This is a genomic window from Isoptericola sp. NPDC056618, from assembly GCF_042792715.1.
In the GTDB taxonomy this organism is placed as follows: Bacteria; Actinomycetota; Actinomycetes; order Actinomycetales; family Cellulomonadaceae; genus Isoptericola; species Isoptericola nanjingensis.
Map to the genome: position 1 here is coordinate 58801 of NZ_JBHTVZ010000012.1, position 23082 is coordinate 81882.

Consider the following 23082-nt stretch of genomic DNA (forward strand, 5'->3'; position numbering starts at 1 on the left):
CGCTCCATGACGGTTTGCGCGCCCCGCCTCTTCTTCGCGCTCTGTTCTGCTCGCCCGCGGCCCCCCCCCTCCTCCACTTCGGGTGTGACTACCGTGCGCGCGATTCCCCGACCTGCCTCCTGTCGTCTCACCGTGGTGGCAGGCTGAGGTCGTGGCTGACTCTCGCGTGATCGTGGACGACGGCGACGCCGGGCTGGTGCTGACCGTGCTGCCCGGCGTCGGGTACACGGCGGAGGGGCCGGTGCTGGCGCGACCGGCCGAGGCGCTGCGTGCCGCCGGCTGGACGGTGCGGACCGTCGTGTGGGACGGGCGGCCGGACTTCGACGTCGCGCGGCGGGTGTACGCGGAGGTGCTGCGGGACGGTGTGGCTGCGGCGCCCGCGGCGACGCAGCTGGTGCTGGCGAAGTCGCTCGGCACGCTGGCGCTGCCCGTCGCCGTCGAGCTGGGGCTGCCCGGGGCGTGGCTGACGCCCCTGCTCACCGCCGACCGGGCGCCGGAGGTGCGCGACGCCGCCGCCGGGCTGGGGACGTCGGGCGTGCCGGGGCTGCTGGTGGGCGGCACCGCCGACGGGCTGTGGGACGGCGGGCTGGCCGCGGCGTCCGGCGCGCGCGTGCTCGAGGTGGACGGCGGCGACCACTCGCTCGAGGTGGACGACGACCCGGAGCGCACCGCCCGGGCGCTCGACGACGTGACGGCCGCCGTCGGCGACCTCGCGCGAGTCGCCCGCGGCCTCTGACCGCCGCGGCAGTTCGGTTTCACTGCGGCAGTTCGAGCTGCCGCCGTGAACCTGAACTGCCGCGCTGGGTGCGGCCGGCGTCGTGACCAAGCCGTGACTCAACCTGCGGACCCGCCCGGTCGTGTACAACACATGACCGTGACGATGACGGCCCGGGCCGAGGCCGACCCGCCCGACGACGTGGGGTTCCGGCTGCTGCGCACCGGCGCGACGTCCGAGGAGGAGTTCACCTCCTTCATGCGCGACGCCGCGCCCGCGCTGGCCCGGACCGCGTGGCTGCTGTGCGGCGACGCGCACCTCGCCGACGAGCTGGTGCAGCAGGCGCTGACGCGGACGTACCTCAAGTGGTCGACGGCGCGGGAGGGCGACCCGCTCGCCTACGCCCGGCGGGTCCTCGCGAACCTCCGCATCGACCTGTGGCGCAAGCGCCGGCGCGAGGTCGTCACCGCCCCCGCCGAGCTGCCGGAGGGCGCCGCACGTCGGTCCGACGCCGACCACCACGCCGACCGCGACCGGCTCGTCCGCGCCCTGGCGACGCTCAGCACGCGGCAGCGGCGGATCGTCGTGCTGCGGCACCTGATCGGCCTCACCGAGCGCGAGGTGGCGGCCGACCTCGGCGTCTCCGTCGGCACGGTGAAGTCCACCGCGTCGCGCGGGCTGGCGCAGCTGCGGTCCGTCCTCGAGGCCGCCGACGGAAGTGCACGGACCGAGCGGGGAGGCGCCCGATGACCCCCGACGAGCAGTTCGCGCGCGAGCTGCGCGCCCACGTGGACGACGTGGCACCGCGGATCGACGTCCGCACCGACGGCGTCGTCCCGGCGGCCCGACGAAGGCGCGCGCGCCGGGCCCTCGTGAGCGGCGTCGCGTCCGTCGCCGTCGTGGCAGTGGCCGCCGCCTGGTGGGTGGAGGCCAACCCGTGGTTCGCGGCCGAGGTCTCACCTGCCGGCCCCGACGTGCCGGTCGTCGTGCGCGAGACGCCGGAACGTCCGGAGCCCAGCACGGAGCCCGGTGCCGAGCTGGGGGGATGGCCGGACGACCCGTACTGGCTCGTGACCTCCGAGACGGCCGAGGCGGGTGACCCCGACTCCGTGGCGACCCGGCAGACCTGGTACGGGCACACCGACCCGGGCCTGTGGGTGACCGACGGCGACCTCGAGCGGCCGGACGCGTTCGGCCAGGCGATCTGGGGGGTGCTGCTCATCGACGGGGAGTGGGTGCAGATCCACTGGGACGAGCTGTACTCCCTGCCCACCGACGCCGCGGCTCTGGACGAGCTGCTGCGCGGCAGCGTCGAGGACGACCGCGGCGTGGGCACCCCGGACGACAAGATCTTCGAGATGGCGAAGGACCTGCTCGCCGCCAGCCCCGCACCCCCGGAGGTGCGGGACGCCCTCTGGGCCGTGATGTCCGGGTTGCCGGGCACCAGCGTCGAGGTGGAGAAGGAGGACTCGCTCGGACGGACGGGGGAGAGGCTCGAGCACGAGGCGACGGAAGGGGGGACGGTCCGGCTCGCGTACGACACCGACGAGCACCGCCTCCTCGAGGTCGAGGAACTCGGCATCGACGGCCAGGCGCTGTGGCGCAGCACCTACCTCGAGGAGGGGCCCGCCGACGACACCCCCGTCGAGCCGACCCTGGAGATGGCCGGCTGCGCCCGGTGGGAGAACTGCTGAGGGCGGCCACCGGCCCGCTCACCGCGGCAGTTCGGCCTCACCGCGGCAGTTCGAACTGCCGCCGCGAACGCGAACTGCCGCCGTGAGCGCGCGCCGGCGGTGCCGGCAGCAGCGGGTTGATCCGCGCCGCGCGGCGGACGTCGGCCGGGAACCGCGCGAGCAGGCGTCGCGCGACGCCGTCGGGGTCACGGGCGTCCCGGGCGACGAATCGCAGCGGCCGCACGCCGAGCCGCTCGGTGATGGCGTCCTCGCGCACCTTCTCGTCGAACAGCGCCTGCTCGGCGTCGTAGCCCGGGCCGAAGGCGCCGTCGCGGTACTTGGTCCGGCCGTCGAACTCGGCGAGCACGCCGTGCTCGAGCCAGGCGACGTCGACGAAGAAGCGGCCGGCGCGCGTGTCCACCCTGAGCTGCGTCCGGGGTCGCGGGAGGCCGGCCCGTACCGCCACGTACCGCAGCCAGGTCTCCCACGGCGGGTCGACCTGCCCCTCCGCCAGGTCGAGCAGCAGGCTCGCCCTACGGACCCCGCGGCGTCGCCCGAGGAGCAGCCGTACCGCCTCCGCTCGGTCGAGGCCACGACCGAGCGCCCAGTCGGCGACGACGAGGCCGCCGAGCGGGTGCATCGTCGTGACGCAGTCGACGACGGTCCGCGTCAGGTCGGTGATCGGCAGTCCCTCGCGCTGCACCCAGCGCTCCGGCAACCCGCGCCGTCGCACGATGTCGCGGGCCGATCGTGAGCTGGCGCCCGAGCGCTGCAGCACGTGCGTCGTCGACGGCGTCTCCCACAGCGGCACGCCCCAGACCAGGGCCGCGGACTCGTGGCTGAACACGTGGTCGGCGTCGAGCTGCTGGTGGACGGCGGCCAGGTGGTCGCGGGCGTGGGCATGCGGGTCGTGCGTGCCGGCCCGTGGCGCGCGGTAGGCGCCCCGGCGCACGCGCTCGATCTCGCGCGCGGCGGTCGCGCGCCGCAGCTCTGCGGGGTCGTGGTGCCGTGCGATCAGGAGGGCGCGTTCATCGTCGCTCATGCCCGGGATGGTGCTCGGTGCGCACTCGTCGCGGCACCGTCCGACGTGCGGGTGTGGAGCGAACCCGGCCTGGGGGCAGCGTCGTCGCGGCAGTTTCGCCCCACCGCGGCAGTTCGAGCTGCCGCCGCGAGCCCGGACTGCCGCCGTGGGGACGCGGGCGGTGAGCCGGGCCCGCTCCCGCGTCCGGGCCGACGTCGGGCGCGACACGCGGTCGATCGTTACCCATCCTTAACAGTGATTTTCACCACGGGAGGCCATGATGGCGATATGTTCCACGGCAACGCCGTCGCGGGCCCGTGCGCGCGACCGGCGGCGACGTGCACGACGACGTGAGCACGGCATGGCGACGGCGCCTTGAGCGACCAGGACGTGGGGAGAAGCCGGTGACGATGGGGCGAAGGGCTGCAGTGGCGGCCACGGCGACAGCGGTGGCGCTGGTGCTGGCGAGCTGTTCGGGCGGCGGCGGGGACGACGACGGCACGGACGGCGGCGGGGGAGGCGGCGGCAGCGACCCGGACGCGACGCTGCACCTGTCGCTCTCGCAGGACGTCGAGACGCTGCTGCCGATGGACTCGAACGTCGGGGACAACATCTCCGTGCTCGACGTCGTCTACGACGGGCTGGTCCGGTACGACCCGAAGACGACCGAGCCGTACAACTACGTGGCCGAGAGCGTCGAGACCGAGGACAACACGGTCTGGACGATCAAGATCAAGCCGGACCTGACGTTCCAGAACGGCGAGCCGGTGGACGCCGACGCGTTCGCCCGGGCCTGGAACTACGCCGCGTACGGCCCGAACGCCATGGCGAACAACTACTTCTTCGAGCGCATCGCCGGCTACGACGAGATGCAGGGCGAGACCGACGACGACGGCAACGTCACCAAGGAGCCCGAGGCCGAGACGCTGTCGGGCCTGAAGGTCGTCGACCCGCAGACGCTCGAGGTCACCCTCACCGGGCCGTTCGCGGGCTTCTCCACGATGCTCGGCTACACCGGCTTCTTCCCGATCGCGCAGGAGTGCCTCGACGACATCGAGGCGTGCGCCGTGCAGCCGATCGGCAACGGCCCGTTCCAGGTCGAGAAGTGGGACCAGGGCGTGAACCTCACCGCCCAGCGGTGGGAGGACTACACGCTCGAGGAGACGCCGGAGTACGGCGCCATCGAGTGGACCGAGTACACGGGCGAGGACAACTGGCCGGACTTCCAGGCCGGCAACCTCGACTTCGCGGTGCCGCCGCCGGCCGAGCAGCAGGCCGCCGCCAACGACCCCGACCTGCAGGAGAGGTACGTCGAAGGCCCGGGCGCCGCGCTGACCTACCTGGCCTTCCCGCTGTACAAGGACGGCCCGTGGACGGACGTCGAGTTCCGCAAGGCGATCTCGCTCGCCGTCGACCGGCAGGGCATCATCGACGCCCTCCTGCCCGGACAGCGGGTCCCCGCGGACTCCTGGGTGGTGCCCGACGTCGTGCCGGGCGGCACCGGCGGCACCTGCGAGTGGTGCACCTTCGACCCGGAGGCCGCCAAGGCGGCGCTGGAGAAGGCCGGCGGCTGGCCCGACGGCGAGAAGCTGACCATCCACCTCGGCCAGGACGCCACCGAGCAGGAGCTGTTCAAGGCGGTCGGCGACTCCATCCAGGAGACGCTCGGCATCCCGTACGAGCTCGACGCGACGCCGGACTACTTCGCCCGGCGCGCGGCCCGCGACTTCTCCGGCCCGTTCCGCGCCAACTGGTTCCCGGACTACCCGCTCAACGAGAACTACCTCGCCCCGGTGTACGCCAGCGGCGACGAGAAGAACGGCAACGTGGAGTTCGGGTACTACAGCGCGGACTTCGAGGCGGCCGTCAAGGCCGGCGACGAGGCCGCGACCCTCGAGGAGGCGGTCACGCAGTACCAGGAGGCGGAGAAGATCCTGGCGACCGACTTCCCGACCGTCCCGCTGTTCGTGGCCCAGAACACCGACTACTACAGCGAGAACGTGTCGAACGTCGTGCTCGACCCGTTCAGCGGTGAGCCGAAGCTGCGCCTCCTCGAGGTCACGAACGGCTAGTCAGTTCGCTGGTTGAGCTTGTCGAGGCCGCTGTCGCACGGGTCGCGACAAGCTCAACCGGCGTCCCTCCCCGCACCACCAGAAAGTTCCGTGAATGGGCCGCTACATCCTGCGCCGCTCCCTCCTGGGGGTGGCCACCCTGCTGCTCGTGATGTTCGTGCTGCACCTGCTCACGACGTTCGCGATCCAGCTCAACGGCAACCCCGCCCTGGCATTCTTCGGCGACAAGGTGCCCACGAAGTCGCAGCTCGCCGCCGTGGAGACACGCTTCGGCCTGGACGACCCCTGCTACGACCAGACCGGCAACCCGTGCCTGGGCCCGTTCGTGGAGCGCCTCGGGCAGTACGCGCAGGGTGACTTCGGCACCAACCTGCGGGGACGCGAGGTCACGGACATCGTCGCGACCGCCGCCCCGAACACCCTGAAGCTGTTCCTCGTCGTGACGATCGTGTGGTTCGTGCTCGGCATGGGCCTCGGCACCGCGGCGGCCCGCCGGCGTGACCGGTCCGCCGACCACGGCATCCGGCTGACGTCGGTGCTCATCGACGCGTTCCCGATCTTCGTGCTGCTGCTCGTGTACCGGTACGTGTTCGCCGTGCCGCTGAACGGCTGGGCCGAGGACACGTTCGGGGCAGGCAGCCTGCCCGCCCTGTGGTTCAGACCGTCGTTCGACGACGACCACCCGTGGGCGACGCTCCTCGTGCCCGGCATCCTGCTGGGCCTCGCCGGGTCGGCGGCGTTCATCCGCCTCGTCCGCGCGAGCCAGCTGGAGTCGTACGCGGGGGACCACGTGCGCACCGCGCGCTCGCGGGGCCTGAACGAGCGGCACGTCGTGACGCACCACGTGATCCGCAACTCCGCGGTGCCCGTGGTGACCGCGGTCGGCCTGACCTTCACCGAGGCGCTCGCGGGCGCCGTCGTCACCGAGGGGATGATGAACATCTACGGCATGGGCGGGGTGCTCTGGGAGGCGGTCCGCGCCGCGGACGTCGCGCTCATCCTCGGCATCGTGACGATCCTCGCCGCCGTGACGGTGGTGGTGATGCTGGTCGTCGACATCGCCTACGCCGCCCTCGACCCGAGGATCCGCTATGCCTGAACGCACCGCTCCCGGTCCCACGGCGGCCACCGCCACCCCGGACGCGCCGGCGGTCGACGCGTCGACGTCGCTCGGCGGCGACGCCTGGCGCCGGCTGCGCCGCCGGCCCGACGTGATCGCGGCGGCCGTCGTCGTGGTCTTCTTCGCCGTGATGGCGGCCTTCCCGCGGCTCTTCACCAGCACGAACCCGCAGAGCTGCGTCATCGGGGACTCGAAGATCCGGCCGCAGGGCCTGGGGGGCGAGCACCCGCTCGGCACGGACGTGCACGGGTGCGACCTGCTCGCCCAGCTCGTGCACGGCGCCCGCCCGTCGCTGACGCTGGCGTTCGTGGTGGTGGGCGCGTCCCTGCTCATCGGGGTCACGCTGGGCCTGCTGGCCGGGTACTACCTCGGGTGGGTGGACTCGGTGGTGTCCCGCGCCATCGAGGTGTTCCTCGTCATCCCGCTGCTGCTCGCCGCGCTGCTGCTCCTCACGCTGTTCCGCAAGGTGAGCGTGGGCGGCGGCACGTTCGACGTCATCCTGCTGCCGGCGGTGGTGCTCACCATGTTCGGCTGGATGGCGTACGCGCGGTACGTCCGCGCGGCCACGCTCGAGGCCAAGAACCTCGACTACGTGACGGCGGCCCGCGCGCTCGGCGCGTCCGACCTGCGGGTGATGGTGCGGCACGTGCTGCCCAACGCGATCGGTCCGGTCACGGCGCTCGTGCCGACCGCGATCGCCGGCGTGATCAGCACGGAGGCGGTGCTGGCGTTCCTCGGCATCGGCGTCCGGCCGCCCGCGATCAGCTGGGGCATCATGATCACGAACGGTGCGGACTGGGTGACCGGCGGGTACGCGTACCTGCTCCTGTACCCGCTCGGGTGCCTGGTCCTCACGGTCCTGGCGCTCGTCGCCCTCGGCGACGCCCTGCGCGACGCCCTCGACCCGAGGCTCCGGTGATCCCCGTGACCGAGACCCTGATCCCCCCGGCCGACGCCGAACGCTCCGCCGGCGACGTCCTGCTCGAGGTGGAGGACCTGGCGGTCGAGTTCCGGTCGGACGACGGCGCGGTGCGCGCCGTCGACGGCCTGAGCTACCGCGTGGAGGCGGGCCGCACCCTGGCCCTGGTCGGCGAGTCCGGCTGCGGCAAGTCGGTGAGCTCGCTGGCCGTGATGGGGCTGCTGCCCCCGACGGCGCGCATCGTGCGGGGCACCGCGCGCTACCGCGGCACCGACCTGCTCGCGCTGTCGCCGACCCGGCACCGCGCACACTGCGGCACGCACGTCGCGATGGTCTTCCAGGACGCGCTCGCCGCGCTCAACCCGGTGCACACCGTGGGCTACCAGCTCACCGAGTCCCTGCGCTCGCGCACCGGGGCGTCGCGGCGCGAGGCCCGACGGCGCGCCGTCGAGCTGCTCGACCTGGTGAAGGTGCCGAACGCGGCGCAGCGGGTGGACGAGTACCCGCACCAGTTCTCCGGCGGCATGCGGCAGCGCGTGATGATCGCGTCCGCCCTGGCCCTCGACCCGGACGTGCTCATCGCCGACGAGCCGACGACGGCGCTCGACGTCACCGTGCAGGCCCAGGTGCTGCGGCTGCTCGCCGAGATCCAGGCGGAGCGGCAGATGGGGCTCGTGCTGATCACCCACGACCTCGGGGTCGTCGCGGGCGTCGCCGACGACGTCACCGTGATGTACGCCGGCCGCGCCGTGGAGCACGCGCCCGTGCGCGACCTGTACGCCGCGCCCGCGCACCCCTACACCAGGGCCCTCCTGCGCTCGGTGCCGCGGCTCGACTCCGGCGCAGAGGTGGCCGGCGGCCGGCTGCCCGTCGTGCCCGGCCGGCCCCCGGCGCCCGGCCGCGTCCCGTCGGGCTGCGCGTTCCACCCGCGCTGCGACATGGCCCAGGACCTGTGCCGCACCGTCGAGCCGCCGCTCGACCACGTCGCCCCGGGCCGGTCGTCGGCCTGCCACTTCGCCGCCGAGCTCCTGGGAGGCGTCCGTGCCTGAGACCGCTACCGGCCCCGCCGTCGCACCCACGGCGTCCGACGACGTCGTCCTCGAGGTGCGCGACCTGGCCAAGTCCTACCCGGTGCGCCGGGGCGTCGTCGTCAAGCGCACCGTGGGGCAGGTGCAGGCCGTGGACGGCGTCTCGCTGGCGCTGCGCCGCGGGCGCACGCTCGGCCTCGTGGGGGAGTCCGGGTCCGGCAAGTCCACGCTCGCGCGCGTACTGGTCGGGATCGAGAAGCCGACGCGCGGGCAGGTGCTCGTCGACGGCGAGGACGTGTCCACGATGTCGCGTGGCGCCCGCCGCGAGCTGCGCCGGAACGTGCAGATGGTGTTCCAGGACCCCTACACGTCGCTCAACCCGCGCATGTCGGTGGGGGAGATCGTCGCGGAGCCGTTCCGCATCCACCGCGACGCCGTCCCCGCCGGGGGCCGGCGGCGGGCCGTGGCCGAGCTGCTCGAGCTGGTCGGCCTCGACCCCGACCACGCGCACCGCTACCCCCACCAGTTCTCCGGCGGGCAGCGGCAGCGCGTCGGGATCGCCAGGGCGCTCGCGGTCAAGCCGCGCGTGCTCGTGTGCGACGAGCCCGTCTCCGCCCTCGACGTGTCCGTGCAGGGCCAGGTCATCAACCTGCTGGAGGACCTGCAGGACGAGCTGGGCCTGGCGTACCTCTTCATCGCGCACGACCTCGCCGTGGTCCAGCACATCGCCGACGAGGTCGCGGTCATGTACCTGGGCCGCGTCGTCGAGGAGGGCGACCGCCCCGCGGTGTACGACGACGCGCACCACCCGTACACCAAGGCGCTGCTGTCCGCCGTGCCGGTGCCCGACCCCACCGCCCGCCGCGACGACGAGCTGATGCTCGAGGGCGACCCGCCGTCGCCCGCCGACCCGCCGTCCGGCTGCCGCTTCCACACCCGCTGCTGGCTCGCCCACCGGCTTGCGGCGGAGGAAGGGATCGGGGGTGACGGCGCCGTGCCCGCGCGATGCCGCACCGAGGACCCGGTGCTCGTCCCGATCGGCCGGCCCGACGGCGGTCGTGGGGGCGCGGCGACCGTGCCGCACGCCGCCGCGTGCCACTTCGCCCGGGAGGCCGCCGCGTTCGGCGCGCACCCGACGGCGGGCTCCGCCGCGGCGACGGACGACCCCGCCGCGGTCGTCGAGCACGACGTCGAGCACGACGTCGAGCACGACGCCGCACCGGATGCCGACGACCACCAGCCGGGGGACGACGACGGCCCCGTGCCCGAGACCGTCCCCGACCGCCCCGTCCTCGAGAGCAGGGAACGCTGACCGTGACCGACCGACCGACCGTCGTCCTCGTCCAGAACTCCCCGCACAGCGGCCCGGGCCGCCTGCCCGACTGGCTGGAGGCGGACGGCGCGGCCGCCGTCGTCGTGCAGGGCGCGGACCTCGTGGAGCAGGTCCCGTCGCTCGCCGCCGCCGGGGCCGCTGCGCCCGACGGCGTGGCCGGCCTCGTGCTGCTGGGCGGCGGCCTGCTGCCCGACGAGGACGAGCGGGCGCCCTGGCTGCCGCACGAGCGCGCGCTCGTCGCGGAGGCGCTCGACGCCGGCGTCCCGGTGCTGGGCATCTGCCTGGGCGGTCAGGTGCTCGCGCACGTCACGGGCGGCACCGTGACGGGCCGTTCGGGCGAGACGGAGAAGGGGCTCTGTCCCGTGCGGCTGCTCGACGACGCGGCCGACGACGCCCTGCTCGGCCCGCTCGGGGAGCTCGCCGAGGGCGGCGAGGTCCGCATGGTCGAGAGCCACGTCGACTCGATCACGGGGCTGCCGCCGCAGGCCGTGCACCTCGCGACGAGCGACGCATGCGGCGTCCAGGCCTTCCGCGTGGGTGACGCCGCGTGGGGGCTGCAGTTCCACCCGGAGGCCGCGCCCGAACGCATCGGCACCTGGGACGCGGACGAGCTCGCCGAGCTCGGCTTCGACCGCGACGCGCTGCTCGCCGCCGCGCTCGAGCGCGCGCCCGAGAACGAGAAGCAGGCCCGCGCGCTCGCGGCCGCGTTCGCCGCCGTCGTCCACCGCTGTGGGTGGAAGACACGCCCTCGACACGCCGAGGAACGGGGCCACGATCCCGCCCACGACGTCTCGGGGGTGCGCTGATGGTGAGCACGGGCACGCACTCGGACGGCGTCCCGGTCGTCGCGTACCAGGTGCGGCGGGCGGGCGGCGAGGTGCTCGCCGAGCGCGACGCGGACGCGCCGTTCTACGCCGCGTCGACCGTCAAGCTGGCCGTGCTGGTCGCGGCCGCCCGCGCGCTGGACGCCGGGGAGCTCACGCTCGACGAGGAGGTGGCCAGCACCGACACGTTCCGGTCCCAGGTGCCCGGCGAGCCCGACTACCGCATCGAGCCCGACGACCTCGACCCCGGCATGCCGCCGCCGGGCACGTCCATGCCCGTGGGGCTGGTGGTCGAGCGGATGATCGTCGTGTCGTCCAACGAGGCCACCAACATGGTGATCGACCTCGTCGGCCTCGACGCGTGCAACCGCGCCCTGGCCGACGTCGGCGCCGCCGGCAGCGTCGTCGGGCGCAAGTACAGCGACCTGGCGGCCGAGGCCCGCGGCGACTCGCACCGCACGACGCCCGCCGACCTGGCGGCGCTGATGTCCGCCGTCGTCACCGGGCAGCTCGCCGGGCCGGAGCGCACGCTCTGGATGATCGACCTGCTCGCGCGCCAGACCGACCGGCAGCTCACCGCCGCCGTGCCCGAGGGCGTGCCCTACGGCTCCAAGTCGGGCTGGGTGGACGGCATCCGGCACGACGTCGCGTTCGTCGGCACGCCGGGGCCGGGCGCCCTGGTGATCGCCGTGTGCACGCGCGGCTACGACGAGGCGCACGCGGAGGAGGCGCTGCGGGCGCTGGGCTCCCTCGCGATCACCCTGGCGGAGGATCGCTAGGCGCCGTCGACGGCGGGCCGGGCCGACGCCACCCACATCGCCGCGGCCATCGTGGCGAGCACGCCCGCGACGAGGGCCAGCGGCACCGTCCACCCGTGGGACGCCTCGTGCACGGCGCCCATCACGGTCGGGGCGAGCACCGCGCACCCGTAGCCCGCCGTCTGGACCACCGCCGACGACCGTCGCGCGACCGCGACGCCCGGGCTGCGCTGCGCCACGAGCGTGAAGATCACGGTGAAGTTGCCGCCCTGGGCGGCGCCCGCCAGCCCCACCCACAACCACCACAGGCCGGGCGCCAGCAGCAGCCCGAGCGGCAGCGAGATCCACATCGCCGCCATGAGCATCGCGACAGCGCGGGCCGACAGGCCGCGCGAGAACGCCGCCGGCACGAGGAACGACCCTGCCACCGCGCACAGCTGGAACGGGGCCGCCGCGCTGCCCGCGCCGGCGGCGCTCATGCCGAGCCGGTCGTGGAGGATCTCGGGCAGCCACGCCGTCACGGCGTAGTAGCCGAAGGCCTGCCCCGCGAACGCCACCGACAGCAGCACGACGAGGCGCCGGACGGCGGACCTGGCCTTCGGGTCGAGGGCGTCGAGCTCCGCGCGCGCCGACGGCGGCCGGACGCGGGCGCCGCCCTCCCCGCGCGGTGCCGCGGCCCGGCCCCGGGCGGCGAGCCGTCGCCCGGCGGGCACCCAGGCCGCGATCGCGACCACGGCGAGCACTCCCCACCCCGCGAGCGCCCACTGCCAGCCGAACGCCGTCGCGAGCGGCACGGTGAGCATGGTGGTGAACGTCGACCCGAGGTTCATCGTCGCGCTGTACGCGCCCGTGACCGCGGCGGCCCGGCGGCGGAAGTCGCGGGTGATGACCACCGGCACCGCGACGTTGCCGATCGTGATCGCGACGCCCAGCACCGCGCTGCCGGCGAGGGCCGCCGGCACGGAGCCCCCCGAGCGCAGCAGCGTCCCGGCGAGGATCCCCACCATCGAGGCGCCGAGCGACAGCTCCGGGCCCGCGCGCGCCACCAGCACCGACGCCAGCGGCGTGCACAGCGCGAAGCAGAGCACCGGGACGGAGGTGAGCAGGCCGGCGCCCGCGGACGTGAGGCCGAGGGACGCGGCGACGTCGTCCACCACGGGCGGCAGGGACGTGATGGGGGCGCGCAGGTTGAGCGCGACGAGCAGCAGCGCCGCCAGCAGCAGACCGGCGCGGGCGCCGTCGTCGCGGGCGGAGGGGGAGGGGTAGGACGTCACGCGGCGGGCATCTCCGGGATCATTCGTCGAACTGCGCGACGACGGTGCGCAGCAGGGCGGCGAGCTGGGGGCGCACCGCGGCGGGCAGCGCGTCGAGCACGCGCGCCTCGACGTCGAGCAGGTCGCTCATCGCGGCGTCGACCCGCTGCCGGCCCGCTGCGGTGAGCTGCACGAGCACGCCGCGGCGGTCGGACGGCGCGCGGTGGCGCTCCACCAGCCCGCGCTCCTCGAGCCTGTCGATGCGGTTGGTCATGGTGCCGCTCGTCACGAGGGTCTGCGCGACGAGGACGCCGGGGGACAGGCGGTACGGCTCGCCGGCGCGGCGCAGCGCGGACAGCACGTCGAACTCCCAGGTCTCCAGGTCGTGCCGGGCGAACGCGCCGCGCCGCGCGCGGTCCAGGTGCCGCGCGAGCCGGCTGACGCGCGAGAACACGGTCAGCGGCTCGACGTCCAGGTCCGGGCGCTCGCGGCGCCACGCGTCGACGATCCGGTCGACCTCGTCGGACCGTGCCTCCACATCCATGCGCCGAGACTACTCCCGGTCTCTCGACGTCAAGAATCTTGACGCGTGTGATCTACCTCAGGCGTGGCCCGCCTCGCCCTCGACCGTCTCGACGAGCACCTGCCCGGCGGTCGCGCGGCGCGAGGAGCGCAGCGTGACCCACGCGACGACCGCGACGACGACCGCGACGGCGGCGGCGACCAGGAACGCGGCGTGCACGCCCGAGACGTAGGCGCCCTCGGCGGCACGGGCGGCGACGTCGTCCAGCCCGGCGGGCACCGACCCCTGCGCCAGGCCCTGGAGCGCGCCGTCGTCGAGGCCGAGCCCGGCGGTGCCGGCGTGGACCTTCGCGGCGACGACGGCGGACATCACGGCGGTGCCGAGCGCGCCGCCGATCTGGATGCACGTGGACTGGAAGCCGCCCGCGACCCCGGCCAGGTGCACGGGCGCGGACCCGACGATCGCCTCCGCTCCGGCGGTGATCGTCATCCCGGTGCCCATCGCGAGGACGACGAACGCGACCGCCATGACGCCGTACGGCGACCCGGCCGACGAGGTCAGCAGCACCAGCAGGCCCACGGCGGTGAGGCCCAGGCTCAGCGTGCCGGTCGCGCGCGTGCCGATCCGAGCGACGAGCAGGGCGCCGACCGGGGCGGAGACGATCGAGACGGCGGACATCGGCAGCAGCATCAGGCCGGCGTCCAGCGCGGTGGCCCCGCGCAGGTTGATGAAGAACATCGGCAGGATGAACGTCGAGCCCATCAGCACGAAGAAGTTGGCGGCGATCATCAGCCCCCCGGTGCCGACCGTCGTCCCGCGAAAGAGCGACAGCGGCAGCAGGGCGTCGCCGGTGCGCGCCTCGGTGCGGGCCTCCAGGGCGACGAACCCGACGATGACGAGGACGCCGAGCGCGAGCAGCCCGAGGGTGCGCGCGTCGCCCCAGCCCCACGTCTCGGACTGCACGATGGCGAAGACGGTCGCGACCAGCCCGAGCGCGAGCACGACGACACCGCGCAGGTCGAACCTGCCGGTCGTGGGGAAGCTGGTGCGGGGGAGCAGGAACAGCCCGTAGACGAGGCCGGCGGCGGCGACCGGGACGTTGACGAAGAACACCGACGGCCAGCCGGACGACGCCTCGAGCGCACCGGCCAGCGTGGGGCCGACGGCGATCGCGATCGACGAGACGCCGCCCCAGATCCCCACGGCCATGCCGAACCTCTCGCGCGGGAAGGTGGCGCGGAGCATCGCGAGGGTCTGCGGCATGAGGATGCCGGCCGCGACGCCCTGCACGACGCGGAACGTGATGAGCCCCGTGGCGGTGGTCGACAGGCCGATGGCGACCGAGGCCAGCGTGAAGAGCACGAGGCCGCTCAGGTACAGCGTGCGGTGGCCGTACCTGTCGCCGAGCTTGCCCGCCAGGATCAGGGTGGCGGCCAGCCCGAGGAGGTAGCTGTGCGTGACCCACTGCAGCTGCACGAACGTGGTGCCGACGTCGGCGGCGATCGCGGGGTTGACGATCGAGACGACGGTCGCGTCCAGGCCGACCAGGAACAGCCCGAAGGCGACGCCGACGAGGGTCAGCGCGGGACGCCCCCGCAGCGGTCGGTGCGCGGGCGGGGACGCGGTGACGTCGGGGGCGAGGGCCGGTGCGCTGCTCACGGTGGCTCCTTGGTGTGGAGGGGGGCGCCGTCGGTGGGCCGGACGGCGCGCGCAGAGGAACGCCCGGGCCGCGGCCCGGGCGGAGAATGATTATGAAACTATAACTATATCGACGGCCTAGGATCGGGCCATGCCCGACGAGACGATCGTCACGCCCGGCCTGGCCGACCTCGCCGACGTCCTCGTCGAGCTGGCCCGCCACCTGGACGTCCGCTCCCCGGAGCTGCGCGACATCGTGCCGCTCACCGGGACGGAGGTGGCCGTGATCCGCGAGATCCACCGCACGTCGCGTCCGACGCCGTCGCGCATCGCCGTCGCGACGGGGCTCGCCCGCAGCAACGTCAGCACCGCCCTGCGCGCGCTCGAGGCGCGCGGGCTCGTGCTGCGCGAGCACGCCGACGGCGACCGGCGCACCGTCCGGCTGGTCGCGACCCCGCTGGCCGACGAGCACCTCGCGCGCATCAAGGCGTTCTGGGACCGCCGACTCGGAGCCGTGCCGGACGACGTGCGCGACGCCGCGCTCCGCGCGCTGCCGGCCCTCGGCGCGCTCGCGGAGGCCCTCGTCGAGGCTCGCGCGCAGGAGGCCTGAACCACCTCGGCAGGGCCGGTACTACCTCGGCACGGTGGTACTACCTCGGCGTCAGGCGGGCTCGAGCCGGACGACGACGGCCTTGGACACGGGCGTCCGGCTCGTCTCGGCCGTCGCGCCCAGCGGGACGAGGACGTTCGCCTCCGGGAAGTAGGCCGCGGCGCACCCGCGCGCCGTCGGGTAGGCGACGACGCGTTGCCCGCGGAGCACGCGGTCGACGCCGTCGTGGTACTCGCCGTGCACGTCGACGGTGGTGCCGTCCGCGATCCCCAGCTCCGCGAGGTCGTCGGGGTTGACCAGCACGACGGAGCGCCCGCCCTTGATGCCGCGGTAGCGGTCGTCGCGGCGGTAGATCGTGGTGTTGAACTGGTCGTGCGTGCGGATGGTCTGCAGCAGCAGGCGCCCGGGCGGGCACTCGACGGCCGCGAGCTCGTTGACGGTCAGGTGGGCGCGGCCGTCGTCGGTGGGGAAGGTGCGCGAGTCACGCGGGCCGTGCGGCAGGCGGAAGCCGTTCGGCCGCCGCAGCTGGGCGTTGTAGTTCTCGCAGCCCGGTACGACGCGGGCGATGTGCTCGCGGATCACGTCGTAGTCACGCTCCATCGCCGCCCAGTCCACGGGGCGGTCCGGCGAGCCCTGCCCGCCGGGGCGGGCGCCGAGGACGGCGCGCGCCAGCCGCGTGACGATCGAGACCTCCGACAGCAGGCCCGGCGCGACCGGCTCGACCTTGCCGCGCGAGGCGTGCACCGCGCAGACCGTGTCCTCCACCGACACGAACTGCTCGCCCGACGCCTGCCGGTCGATGTCGGTGCGCCCCAGGGTGGGGAGGATGAGCGCCTCCCGGCCGACGACGGCGTGGGACCGGTTGAGCTTCGTCGAGATCTGGACGGTGAGGTCGGCGTGGCGGACCGCCGCCTCCGCGGCGCCGGTGTCGGAGATCGCCCCGACCAGGTTCCCGCCGAGGGCGACGAGCGCCTTCACACGCCCGGCCGCCATCGCCTCCACCGTGCCGACGGCGTCGAGGCCGTGCTCACGGGGGGACGAGATGCCGAACTCGGCGTCGAGCGCGTCGAGGAAGCTGTCCGGCATCTGCTCCCAGATGCCCATCGTGCGGTCGCCCTGCACGTTGGAGTGGCCGCGGATGGGGGAGGCCCCCGCGCCGGGCCGGCCGATGTTCCCGCGAAGGAGCAGCAGGTTGACGATCTCCTTGATGGTCGGCACCGCCTTGGTGTGCTGCGTCAGGCCCATCGCCCAGGTCACGATGACTCGCTCGGCGCGGAGGTACCGCTCGGCGAGCTCGTCGATCTCGGCGCTGGTGAGGCCCGTGGCGGCGAGGACGGCGTCCTCGTCGAGGTCGGCCAGGTGCGCGGTGAGCGCCTCGAGGCCCGAGGTGTGCGCGGCGAGGAACTCGTGGTCGAGCACCGTGCCGGGGGCGGCGGCCTCGGCGTCGAGCACCCGCCTCGACACCGCCTGCAGCAGGGCCATGTCGCCGCCGAGCCGGATCTGGAGGAACTGGTCGGCCAGCCCGGTGCCCCGTCCCGCCAGCCCGCGCACGGTCTGCGGGTTCTTGTACCGCTTCAGGCCGGCCTCGGGCAGCGGGTTCACGGCGACGATGCTCGCCCCGTTCTCCTTGGCCTCCTCCAGCGCGGTGAGCATGCGCGGGTGGTTCGTGCCGGGGTTCTGCCCCATGATCACGATGAGGTCGGACCGGGCGAAGTCGTCGTAGGTGATCGTCGCCTTCCCGACGCCGATCGTCTCGCCCAGCGCGGCGCCCGTGGACTCGTGGCACATGTTGGAGCAGTCGGGCAGGTTGTTGGTCCCGAAGGCACGCACGAACAGCTGGTAGACGAACGCGGCCTCGTTGGACGTGCGCCCGCTGGTGTAGAACGACGCCTGGTCGGGGGAGTCGAGCGCGTTCAGCCGGTCCGCGACGATCGCGAACGCCTCGTCCCAGGAGACGGGCACGTAGTGGTCGGACCCGGCGGCCTTGTGCACCGGCTCGACCAGCCGCCCCTGCTGGCCCAGCCAGTGCTCCGTGCGGGTGAGCAGGTCCGAGACCGGGTGCTCGGCCCAGAACGACGGCTCGACGACGAGCGGCGTCGCCTCCCACGTGACCGCCTTCGCGCCGTTCTCGCAGAACTCGGCGGGCTTGCGGCGGTCCGGGTCCGGCCAGGCGCAGCTCATGCAGTCGAAGCCCTCGCGGTGGTTCATCGACAGCAGCAGGCGCGCCGTCCGCGTGGGGCCCATGTCGCGCAGCGCCGGGACCAGCGCGTGCATGATGCCGGGCACCCCGGCAGCCCAGTCCTTCGGCGGGCGGACCTCCGCGGGCTGCGGCTCCAGTGGCTCGCCCTCGCCCCGGACGTCCCCCGGCTGCTGCGTGGTCATGCGGCGTCCCCTCTCCGGTCGCGGTGCCCGCGGCCCTGGCGCGCACCGTCCTGCTCGACGGCCTGCTCGACGACGCGGTGCTCGCCGGCGTAGACGACGAGCGTCGGGTCGCGCACGAAGCCGACGAGCGTCAGCCCGGCGGAGTCCGCGAGCTCCGCGGCGAGCGACGACGGCGCCGAGACGGCGGCGAGCACCGGCACCCCGGCCATGACGGCCTTCTGCGTGAGCTCGAAGCTCGCCCGCCCGGACACCACGAGCACCGTGCCGCGCAGCGGCAGCCGACCGGCCGCGGCGGCCCAGCCGACCACCTTGTCGACCGCGTTGTGCCGGCCGACGTCCTCGCGCACGACCAGGGCCTCGCCGGTCACGGCGTCGAACAGCCCCGCCGCGTGCAGCCCGCCCGTGCGGGCGAAGACGTCCTGCGCGGCGCGCAGCCGGTCGGGCAGGGCGGCCAGCAGGGCCGCGTCCACTCGGACCGGGTCGCCCGCGACGTCGAAGGCGCTGCGGGTGAACACCGCGTCGATCGACGACTTGCCGCACAGGCCGCAGGCGCTGGAGGTGAAGAACTCCCGGGCGAGCCCGGGGTCGGGCGGGGTGACGCCCGCGGCCAGCGCGACGTCGAGCACGTTGTAGGGGTTCTCGCCCGGGGCCGCCGGGCCGGGCGCGCAGTAGCGCGCGCCGGCGACCTGCGCGCCGTCGGTCACGACGCCCTCCGAGACGAGGAAGCCGGTCGCGAGCTCGACGTCGTGCCCCGGGGTGCGCATCGTCACCGCGTAGGAGCGCCCTCCGACGCGGATCTCCAGCGGCTCCTCGCCGGCGAGCAGGTCCTCGCGGCGCGCGGTGCGGCCGCCGATCGTGACGCGCCTGACGCGGCGTCGGACGGTGACGCGGGTCATACCCGCAGGCCTAGCAGACCCCCGCGCCGGGCACAACGGCAGCCCGTCGACCGCGGCCCGCACTCGACCTGCCGGGGACGCTCGACGCGCCTACGGTCGGGGGACCGGCTCAGACCGGGCCGGACGTGTTCAAGGAGGAGCACCATGGCAGACACGAACCGCGCGGTCGCGTACAAGGGGCCGGGCGAGGTCGACGTCATCGACATCGACTACCCGACGTTCGAGCTCAAGGACGGGCCCGGGGTGAACCCGGCGAACGTCGGCCGGCAGGTGCCGCACGGCGTGATCCTGAAGACCGTCGCGACGAACATCTGCGGGTCGGACCAGCACATGGTCCGCGGGCGCACGACGGCGCCGAAGGACCTCGTGCTGGGCCACGAGATCACCGGCGAGGTCGTCGAGGTGGGCCGGGACGTCGAGTTCGTCACGGTGGGCGACCTGGTCTCCGTGCCGTTCAACATCGCGTGCGGACGCTGCAAGAACTGCAAGGAGCGCAAGACCGGCATCTGCCTCAACGTGAACCCCGACCGCCCGGGCAGCGCGTACGGGTACGTCGACATGGGCGGCTGGGTCGGCGGGCAGGCCAACTACGTGCTGGTGCCGTACGCCGACTGGAACGTCCTGAGGTTCCCGGACAAGGACCAGGCGCTCGAGAAGATCATGGACCTGACGATGCTGTCCGACATCTTCCCGACGGGGTTCCACGGGGCGGTGACCGCGGGCGTGGAGGTCGGCTCCACCGTGTACGTCGCGGGGGCCGGGCCGGTGGGGCTCGCCGCCGCCACGGGGGCGCTGCTGCTGGGTGCCGCCGTCGTGATCGTCGGCGACATGAACGCCGACCGGCTGGCGCAGGCGCGCTCGTTCGGCTGCGAGACCGTCGACCTCACGAAGGGCGGCCCGGTCGAGCAGATCGAGCAGCTCCTCGGCGTGCCCGAGGTGGACTGCGGGATCGACGCCGTCGGCTTCGAGGCCAAGGGGCACGGGTCGGACTCGGACCACGAGGCCCCGGCCACCGTGCTCAACTCGCTCATGGACCTCACGGCTGCGGGCGGGGCGCTGGGCATCCCCGGCCTGTACGTGACCGGCGACCCGGGCGGCATCGACGAGGCCGCGCAGAAGGGCTCGCTCTCGCTCAGCCTGGGCACGGGATGGGCCAAGTCGCTCGCGTTCACCACCGGACAGTGCCCGGTGATGAAGTACCACCGCGGGCTGATGCAGGCGATCCTGCACGACCGGGTGCAGATCGCGAAGAACGTCAACGCGAAGGCGATCACCCTCGACCAGGCCCCGCAGGGGTACGCCGAGTTCGACGCCGGCGCCGCGACGAAGTACGTCATCGACGCGAACGGCTACCTCGCCGGCAAGTGACCTGTCAGGACTAGGGCCACGGATGCAGGGCTCTGGTCCTGACAGCTCGTCGGTCAGGCGTCGTCGTGGGCGCGCAGGAAGCCGTCGGCCAGCGGGAGCACCTGGTCGGGGAGCTGCCACAGGACGCCGTGCCCGCCGCCCGGCACCAGCTCGACGCGGGAGTCGCGCACCATCTCGGTGACGCGGCGGCCCGCGGCGACCGGGTCGCCGAGCCTCGTGCCCGCGCCGAAGAACGCCAGGGTGGGGGCGGCGATCGCGCGGAGCCGGTCGTCGGGCAGGGGGCGCGGCCACGGCGTCCGACGGCGGTAGCGCATCGCCGCGCGGGCGAGGGCGCGGTCCTCGTCGGCGAGCGTCACGCCCGGCGTCAGCCACTCGTCGAGGCGGGCGAGGTTGCGCGCCGTCGGGAGGGCTGCGGCGCGGACCATGCGCGAGACCACCTTCCGGTCGGGCTTCACCAGCGCGGTGATGCCCTCCCCGAGGACGAGCGCTCCCACGCGGCGGGTGGCACCGGTCGCCCCGGACGCCAGCAGCGCGGCGAACCACGCGCCCTCGGAGTAGCCGAGGACGTGCGCGCGCTCCAGGCCGAGGCCCTCGAGGAGCTGGGCGCCCCATGCGGCGTAGTCGTCGGGCGAGGTCAGCGGCGCGGTCTGCTCGCTGCGCCCGGCGGTGCCGACGACGTCGGGCGCGTAGACGACGCGGTCCGCGGCGAGGGTGCGCACGACGCCGTGCCAGCTGAGGCCCGTGCCGTTCAGCCCGTGCAGCAGCACGAGGGGAGTGCGGGGCCCGGTGCCGGACCGGCGCACGTGGGTGGGGCCGTAGGCGGTCTCGACCCGGACGTCGTCGGACGGCAGCGGCCAGCGGGCCTCGAGGTCGCGGTACGCCGCCCCGTACGCGGTGCGAGCGGCCTCGCTGGTGAATCGGCCTGTCGACGGCATCGGACCTCCTGGTGCGCGGTTGATGGTATGACCGTACCATCAACATGGTGCGCACGTATCATCACCCCGGGTCGACCAGGCGTCGGCCAGCACCGACAGCACCGACGACAGGGAGAGACGTGCCGCGACGTGTGGACCATGACGAGCGACGCCGCCAGATCACCGACGCGTGCCGCCGCGTCATCGCGCGCGACGGGCTCGAGGCGGCCACGTTCCAGGCCGTCGCCGCCGAGGCGGGGGTCTCCGTACGGCTCGTGCAGTACTACTTCGGCCACAAGCACGGGCTGCTCGTCGCGACGCACCGCGCGGTGATCGAGAGCTCGGCCGGCCGGTTCGGCGGCGACGCGCCCGGTGCGGGCCCCGGGTCCGAGCCGCCCCCGCCGCGCGCCGTCCTGCGCGCCGTGCTCGCCGCGCTGCTGCCGCTCGACGACGACCGCCGCGCGGACGCCGTCGTCCTCGCCGCGTTCCACGCCGCCGCCCTGACGAACGAGGCCGTCACCCCGGAGGAGCTGCGCGGCGCCCCGCGGGCGCTCGTCGACCTCGTCGCGGCGCAGCTGTGGCGAGAACGGGGCGACGGCGCGGGCCCGGGGGACAGGGCCCGGCTCGACGCCGAGCTGGTGCTCGCGTCGGCCGCCGGGCTGACCCAGGGGATCCTCGCCGGGCACGTCACGGGCGAGACGGCGCTCGCGGTCGTGGACCGGCTGCTCGACCACCTCGTCGACCCCGCCTGACGCTCGATGCGGGCGGGAGGATCAGCGGGACTTCGTGAGCTCCGGCTTCTTCACCATCCCGGACAGCCCGTTCCAGGCGAGGTTGGTCAGGTGCGCGGCGACCTCGGCCTTGTCGGGGCTGCGGGCGTCGAGCCAGTACTGCCCGGTGAGGGCGACCATGCCGACGAGCATCTGCGCGTAGAGCGGCGCGGCCTTGCGGTCGAGGCCGTTCGCCTTGAACTGGTCGCCGAGGATGTGCTCCACCAGGGTGGCGACGTCGCCGATGAGGCTGGAGAACGTGCCCGTGGCCTGGGCGACGGGGGAGTCGCGCACCAGGATGCGGAAACCGTCCTCCGACGCCTCGATGTAGCCGAGCAGGGCCAGCGCCGTGCGCTCCACCAGCACCTTCGGGTGGCCGCCCTCCTCGAGCGCGCCGGTCAGCGCGGACGTCAGGGCGCGCACCTCGCGGTCGACGACGACGGCGTAGACGCCCTCCTTGCCGCCGAAGTGCTCGTAGACCACCGGCTTGGAGACCTCGGCCCGCGCCGCGATCTCCTCGACGCTGGTGCCGTCGAAGCCCTTCTCGGCGAACAGGCCGCGGCCGACCTCGAGCAGCTGCTCGCGCCGCTGGCTCGCCGTCATCCGGGCGCGCGGCGGACGCTTGGACGCGCGGGGGTCGGTGGGCATGGGGTCATTGTGCCCGGGCGTGCCGCCGGGACGCGAGGACGGTGCGCGCCGTCGGCACGGGCCACGCGGCGGCGGCGGGCGGGAACGCCGGCACGACGGCGGACAGCAGCACCATCACCGGGTACCGCCGGACCAGCAGGTCGGCGAGCCGGTACGGCGTCAGCGCGACGCCCAGGAGGCGCCGTCGACGACGGACCCGATGTCGGCCGCGCCGAACACGGCCCCGGCCTTGTCGCAGTGCCCGACGGCTTCGAGCTCGCCGCGACGCTGTCGCGCGGCGTCCGGCGCGTGCCGGGTGTGGCGCGTGCCACGGCGCCCGGGGGCGCCGAGGGGCCGGACGCGTGCCGGGGCGGTGGTGCGGACCTGGCAGACTGAGGACGGACGCCCGACGGTGCCGCGCCTGCTGGGGCGTGAACCCGGCCCGGGGGCCCGATCCGCCTTGGTGTAATCGGCAGCACAGAGGTTTTTGGTGCCTTTGGTCCAGGTTCGAGTCCTGGGGGCGGAGCTCGGCACCATCGACAGAGCACACCCGAGAAGAGACGGAGCACTCGTGGTCTCGACAGGACCGGACGCCGCAGGTTCGACCGGCGCAGCACCCTCCCACCCCAGTCCGGCGG

At 74.2% G+C, this 23082-nt stretch carries 21 protein-coding genes and 1 tRNA gene; 14 read left to right on the plus strand and 8 right to left on the minus strand.

The window, feature by feature from the left end:
- Positions 1–151 precede the first annotated feature (151 nt).
- From ACFQ8T_RS14655 to ACFQ8T_RS14665, 3 genes are all read left to right on the plus strand, one after another.
- Positions 152–736 (plus strand): hypothetical protein, encoded by a 585-nt coding sequence (locus ACFQ8T_RS14655; RefSeq protein ID WP_430547252.1) that lies wholly within the window; start codon positions 152–154, stop codon positions 734–736.
- Between the two features lie 132 nt (positions 737–868).
- Positions 869–1465 (plus strand): SigE family RNA polymerase sigma factor, encoded by a 597-nt coding sequence (locus ACFQ8T_RS14660; protein ID WP_430547253.1) that lies wholly within the window; start codon positions 869–871, stop codon positions 1463–1465.
- Entirely contained in the window at positions 1462–2409 is a 948-nt protein-coding gene (locus ACFQ8T_RS14665; protein ID WP_430547254.1) for a hypothetical protein, read from the plus strand. Before ACFQ8T_RS14660 ends, ACFQ8T_RS14665 begins: the two co-directional genes overlap by 4 nt.
- A gap of 37 nt (positions 2410–2446) precedes the next feature.
- On the opposite strand, the gene ACFQ8T_RS14670 is transcribed toward ACFQ8T_RS14665, so the two are convergent.
- Positions 2447–3430 carry a hypothetical protein gene (locus tag ACFQ8T_RS14670; protein WP_430547255.1) on the minus strand — a complete coding sequence of 328 codons (984 nt, stop codon included), beginning with the start codon at positions 3428–3430 and terminating at the stop codon, positions 2447–2449.
- A 407-nt stretch (positions 3431–3837) separates the two neighbouring features.
- Here ACFQ8T_RS14670 and ACFQ8T_RS14675 point away from each other — a divergent pair, with 407 nt between their 5' ends.
- The 7 genes from ACFQ8T_RS14675 (at position 3838) to ACFQ8T_RS14705 (ending at position 11484) form a co-directional block, all read left to right on the plus strand.
- Positions 3838–5481: an ABC transporter substrate-binding protein gene (locus tag ACFQ8T_RS14675; protein WP_430547256.1), complete on the plus strand. Its 1644-nt coding sequence runs from the start codon at positions 3838–3840 to the stop codon at positions 5479–5481.
- Between the two features lie 94 nt (positions 5482–5575).
- Positions 5576–6580: an ABC transporter permease gene (locus ACFQ8T_RS14680; protein WP_430547257.1), complete on the plus strand. Its 1005-nt coding sequence runs from the start codon at positions 5576–5578 to the stop codon at positions 6578–6580.
- Complete coding sequence (locus tag ACFQ8T_RS14685; RefSeq protein ID WP_430547258.1) at positions 6573–7520, plus strand: ABC transporter permease; 948 nt, start codon at positions 6573–6575, stop codon at positions 7518–7520. The genes ACFQ8T_RS14680 and ACFQ8T_RS14685 overlap by 8 nt, the downstream gene beginning before the upstream one ends.
- 5 nt (positions 7521–7525) lie before the next feature.
- Positions 7526–8569 carry an ABC transporter ATP-binding protein gene (locus ACFQ8T_RS14690; protein ID WP_430547259.1) on the plus strand — a complete coding sequence of 348 codons (1044 nt, stop codon included), beginning with the start codon at positions 7526–7528 and terminating at the stop codon, positions 8567–8569.
- Positions 8562–9860 (plus strand): ABC transporter ATP-binding protein, encoded by a 1299-nt coding sequence (locus ACFQ8T_RS14695; protein WP_430547260.1) that lies wholly within the window; start codon positions 8562–8564, stop codon positions 9858–9860. The genes ACFQ8T_RS14690 and ACFQ8T_RS14695 overlap by 8 nt, the downstream gene beginning before the upstream one ends.
- Before the next feature lie 2 nt (positions 9861–9862).
- Complete coding sequence (locus ACFQ8T_RS14700; RefSeq protein ID WP_430547261.1) at positions 9863–10687, plus strand: type 1 glutamine amidotransferase; 825 nt, start codon at positions 9863–9865, stop codon at positions 10685–10687.
- On the plus strand, positions 10687–11484 hold the full coding sequence (locus ACFQ8T_RS14705) for a serine hydrolase (RefSeq protein ID WP_430547262.1): 798 nt from the start codon (positions 10687–10689) through the stop codon (positions 11482–11484). The genes ACFQ8T_RS14700 and ACFQ8T_RS14705 overlap by 1 nt, the downstream gene beginning before the upstream one ends.
- Here ACFQ8T_RS14705 and ACFQ8T_RS14710 read toward each other — a convergent pair.
- Genes ACFQ8T_RS14710 through ACFQ8T_RS14720 form a run of 3 tightly spaced genes read right to left on the minus strand, consistent with a single transcriptional unit; the run spans position 11481 to position 14898 of the window.
- Positions 11481–12737, minus strand: coding sequence for a CynX/NimT family MFS transporter (locus ACFQ8T_RS14710; protein WP_430547263.1), 1257 nt, complete (start codon positions 12735–12737; stop codon positions 11481–11483). The genes ACFQ8T_RS14705 and ACFQ8T_RS14710 overlap by 4 nt on opposite strands.
- 19 nt (positions 12738–12756) lie before the next feature.
- On the minus strand, positions 12757–13260 hold the full coding sequence (locus ACFQ8T_RS14715; RefSeq protein ID WP_429764450.1) for a MarR family winged helix-turn-helix transcriptional regulator: 504 nt from the start codon (positions 13258–13260) through the stop codon (positions 12757–12759).
- Positions 13261–13317: 57 nt separating this feature from the next.
- Positions 13318–14898 (minus strand): MFS transporter, encoded by a 1581-nt coding sequence (locus ACFQ8T_RS14720; RefSeq protein WP_430547264.1) that lies wholly within the window; start codon positions 14896–14898, stop codon positions 13318–13320.
- A gap of 130 nt (positions 14899–15028) precedes the next feature.
- Here ACFQ8T_RS14720 and ACFQ8T_RS14725 point away from each other — a divergent pair, with 130 nt between their 5' ends.
- On the plus strand, positions 15029–15487 hold the full coding sequence (locus tag ACFQ8T_RS14725) for a MarR family winged helix-turn-helix transcriptional regulator (protein WP_430547265.1): 459 nt from the start codon (positions 15029–15031) through the stop codon (positions 15485–15487).
- Positions 15488–15538: 51 nt separating this feature from the next.
- On the opposite strand, the gene ACFQ8T_RS14730 is transcribed toward ACFQ8T_RS14725, so the two are convergent.
- Both ACFQ8T_RS14730 and fdhD read right to left on the minus strand, forming a co-directional pair.
- Positions 15539–17869, minus strand: a complete 2331-nt coding sequence (locus ACFQ8T_RS14730; RefSeq protein ID WP_430547266.1) for an FdhF/YdeP family oxidoreductase — start codon at positions 17867–17869, stop codon at positions 15539–15541.
- Positions 17866–18765 (minus strand): formate dehydrogenase accessory sulfurtransferase FdhD, encoded by a 900-nt coding sequence (gene fdhD, locus ACFQ8T_RS14735; protein ID WP_430547267.1) that lies wholly within the window; start codon positions 18763–18765, stop codon positions 17866–17868. Before fdhD ends, ACFQ8T_RS14730 begins: the two co-directional genes overlap by 4 nt.
- A gap of 144 nt (positions 18766–18909) precedes the next feature.
- Between fdhD and fdhA the strand changes: the two genes are divergently transcribed.
- The gene (fdhA, locus tag ACFQ8T_RS14740; protein ID WP_430547268.1) at positions 18910–20133 is read left to right on the plus strand and encodes a formaldehyde dehydrogenase, glutathione-independent; all 1224 of its coding nucleotides are present in this window, start codon (positions 18910–18912) and stop codon (positions 20131–20133) included.
- 53 nt (positions 20134–20186) lie between these two features.
- Here the strand turns inward: fdhA and ACFQ8T_RS14745 are convergent, their stop codons facing one another.
- The gene (locus tag ACFQ8T_RS14745) at positions 20187–21068 is read right to left on the minus strand and encodes an alpha/beta fold hydrolase (RefSeq protein ID WP_430547269.1); all 882 of its coding nucleotides are present in this window, start codon (positions 21066–21068) and stop codon (positions 20187–20189) included.
- Positions 21069–21187: 119 nt separating this feature from the next.
- Between ACFQ8T_RS14745 and ACFQ8T_RS14750 the strand changes: the two genes are divergently transcribed.
- The gene (locus ACFQ8T_RS14750) at positions 21188–21799 is read left to right on the plus strand and encodes a TetR/AcrR family transcriptional regulator (RefSeq protein WP_430547270.1); all 612 of its coding nucleotides are present in this window, start codon (positions 21188–21190) and stop codon (positions 21797–21799) included.
- A 21-nt stretch (positions 21800–21820) separates the two neighbouring features.
- Here the strand turns inward: ACFQ8T_RS14750 and ACFQ8T_RS14755 are convergent, their stop codons facing one another.
- Complete coding sequence (locus ACFQ8T_RS14755) at positions 21821–22420, minus strand: TetR/AcrR family transcriptional regulator (RefSeq protein WP_430547317.1); 600 nt, start codon at positions 22418–22420, stop codon at positions 21821–21823.
- A gap of 478 nt (positions 22421–22898) precedes the next feature.
- On the opposite strand from ACFQ8T_RS14755, the gene ACFQ8T_RS14760 reads away from it, so the two are divergent.
- A tRNA-Gln gene (locus ACFQ8T_RS14760) sits at positions 22899–22970 on the plus strand.
- Positions 22971–23082 lie beyond the last annotated feature (112 nt).

Coding starts and splice junctions, on each gene's coding strand:
- ACFQ8T_RS14660 (WP_430547253.1), top strand. CDS start 869: ATGACCGTGACGATGACGGCCCGGGCCGAGGCCGACCCGCCCGACGAC.
- ACFQ8T_RS14665 (WP_430547254.1), top strand. CDS start 1,462: ATGACCCCCGACGAGCAGTTCGCGCGCGAGCTGCGCGCCCACGTGGAC.
- ACFQ8T_RS14670 (WP_430547255.1), bottom strand. CDS start 3,430: ATGAGCGACGATGAACGCGCCCTCCTGATCGCACGGCACCACGACCCC.
- ACFQ8T_RS14680 (WP_430547257.1), top strand. CDS start 5,576: ATGGGCCGCTACATCCTGCGCCGCTCCCTCCTGGGGGTGGCCACCCTG.
- ACFQ8T_RS14685 (WP_430547258.1), top strand. CDS start 6,573: ATGCCTGAACGCACCGCTCCCGGTCCCACGGCGGCCACCGCCACCCCG.
- ACFQ8T_RS14705 (WP_430547262.1), top strand. CDS start 10,687: ATGGTGAGCACGGGCACGCACTCGGACGGCGTCCCGGTCGTCGCGTAC.
- ACFQ8T_RS14715 (WP_429764450.1), bottom strand. CDS start 13,260: ATGGATGTGGAGGCACGGTCCGACGAGGTCGACCGGATCGTCGACGCG.
- ACFQ8T_RS14725 (WP_430547265.1), top strand. CDS start 15,029: ATGCCCGACGAGACGATCGTCACGCCCGGCCTGGCCGACCTCGCCGAC.
- ACFQ8T_RS14730 (WP_430547266.1), bottom strand. CDS start 17,869: ATGACCACGCAGCAGCCGGGGGACGTCCGGGGCGAGGGCGAGCCACTG.
- fdhD (WP_430547267.1), bottom strand. CDS start 18,765: ATGACCCGCGTCACCGTCCGACGCCGCGTCAGGCGCGTCACGATCGGC.
- fdhA (WP_430547268.1), top strand. CDS start 18,910: ATGGCAGACACGAACCGCGCGGTCGCGTACAAGGGGCCGGGCGAGGTC.
- ACFQ8T_RS14745 (WP_430547269.1), bottom strand. CDS start 21,068: ATGCCGTCGACAGGCCGATTCACCAGCGAGGCCGCTCGCACCGCGTAC.
- ACFQ8T_RS14755 (WP_430547317.1), bottom strand. CDS start 22,420: ATGACGGCGAGCCAGCGGCGCGAGCAGCTGCTCGAGGTCGGCCGCGGC.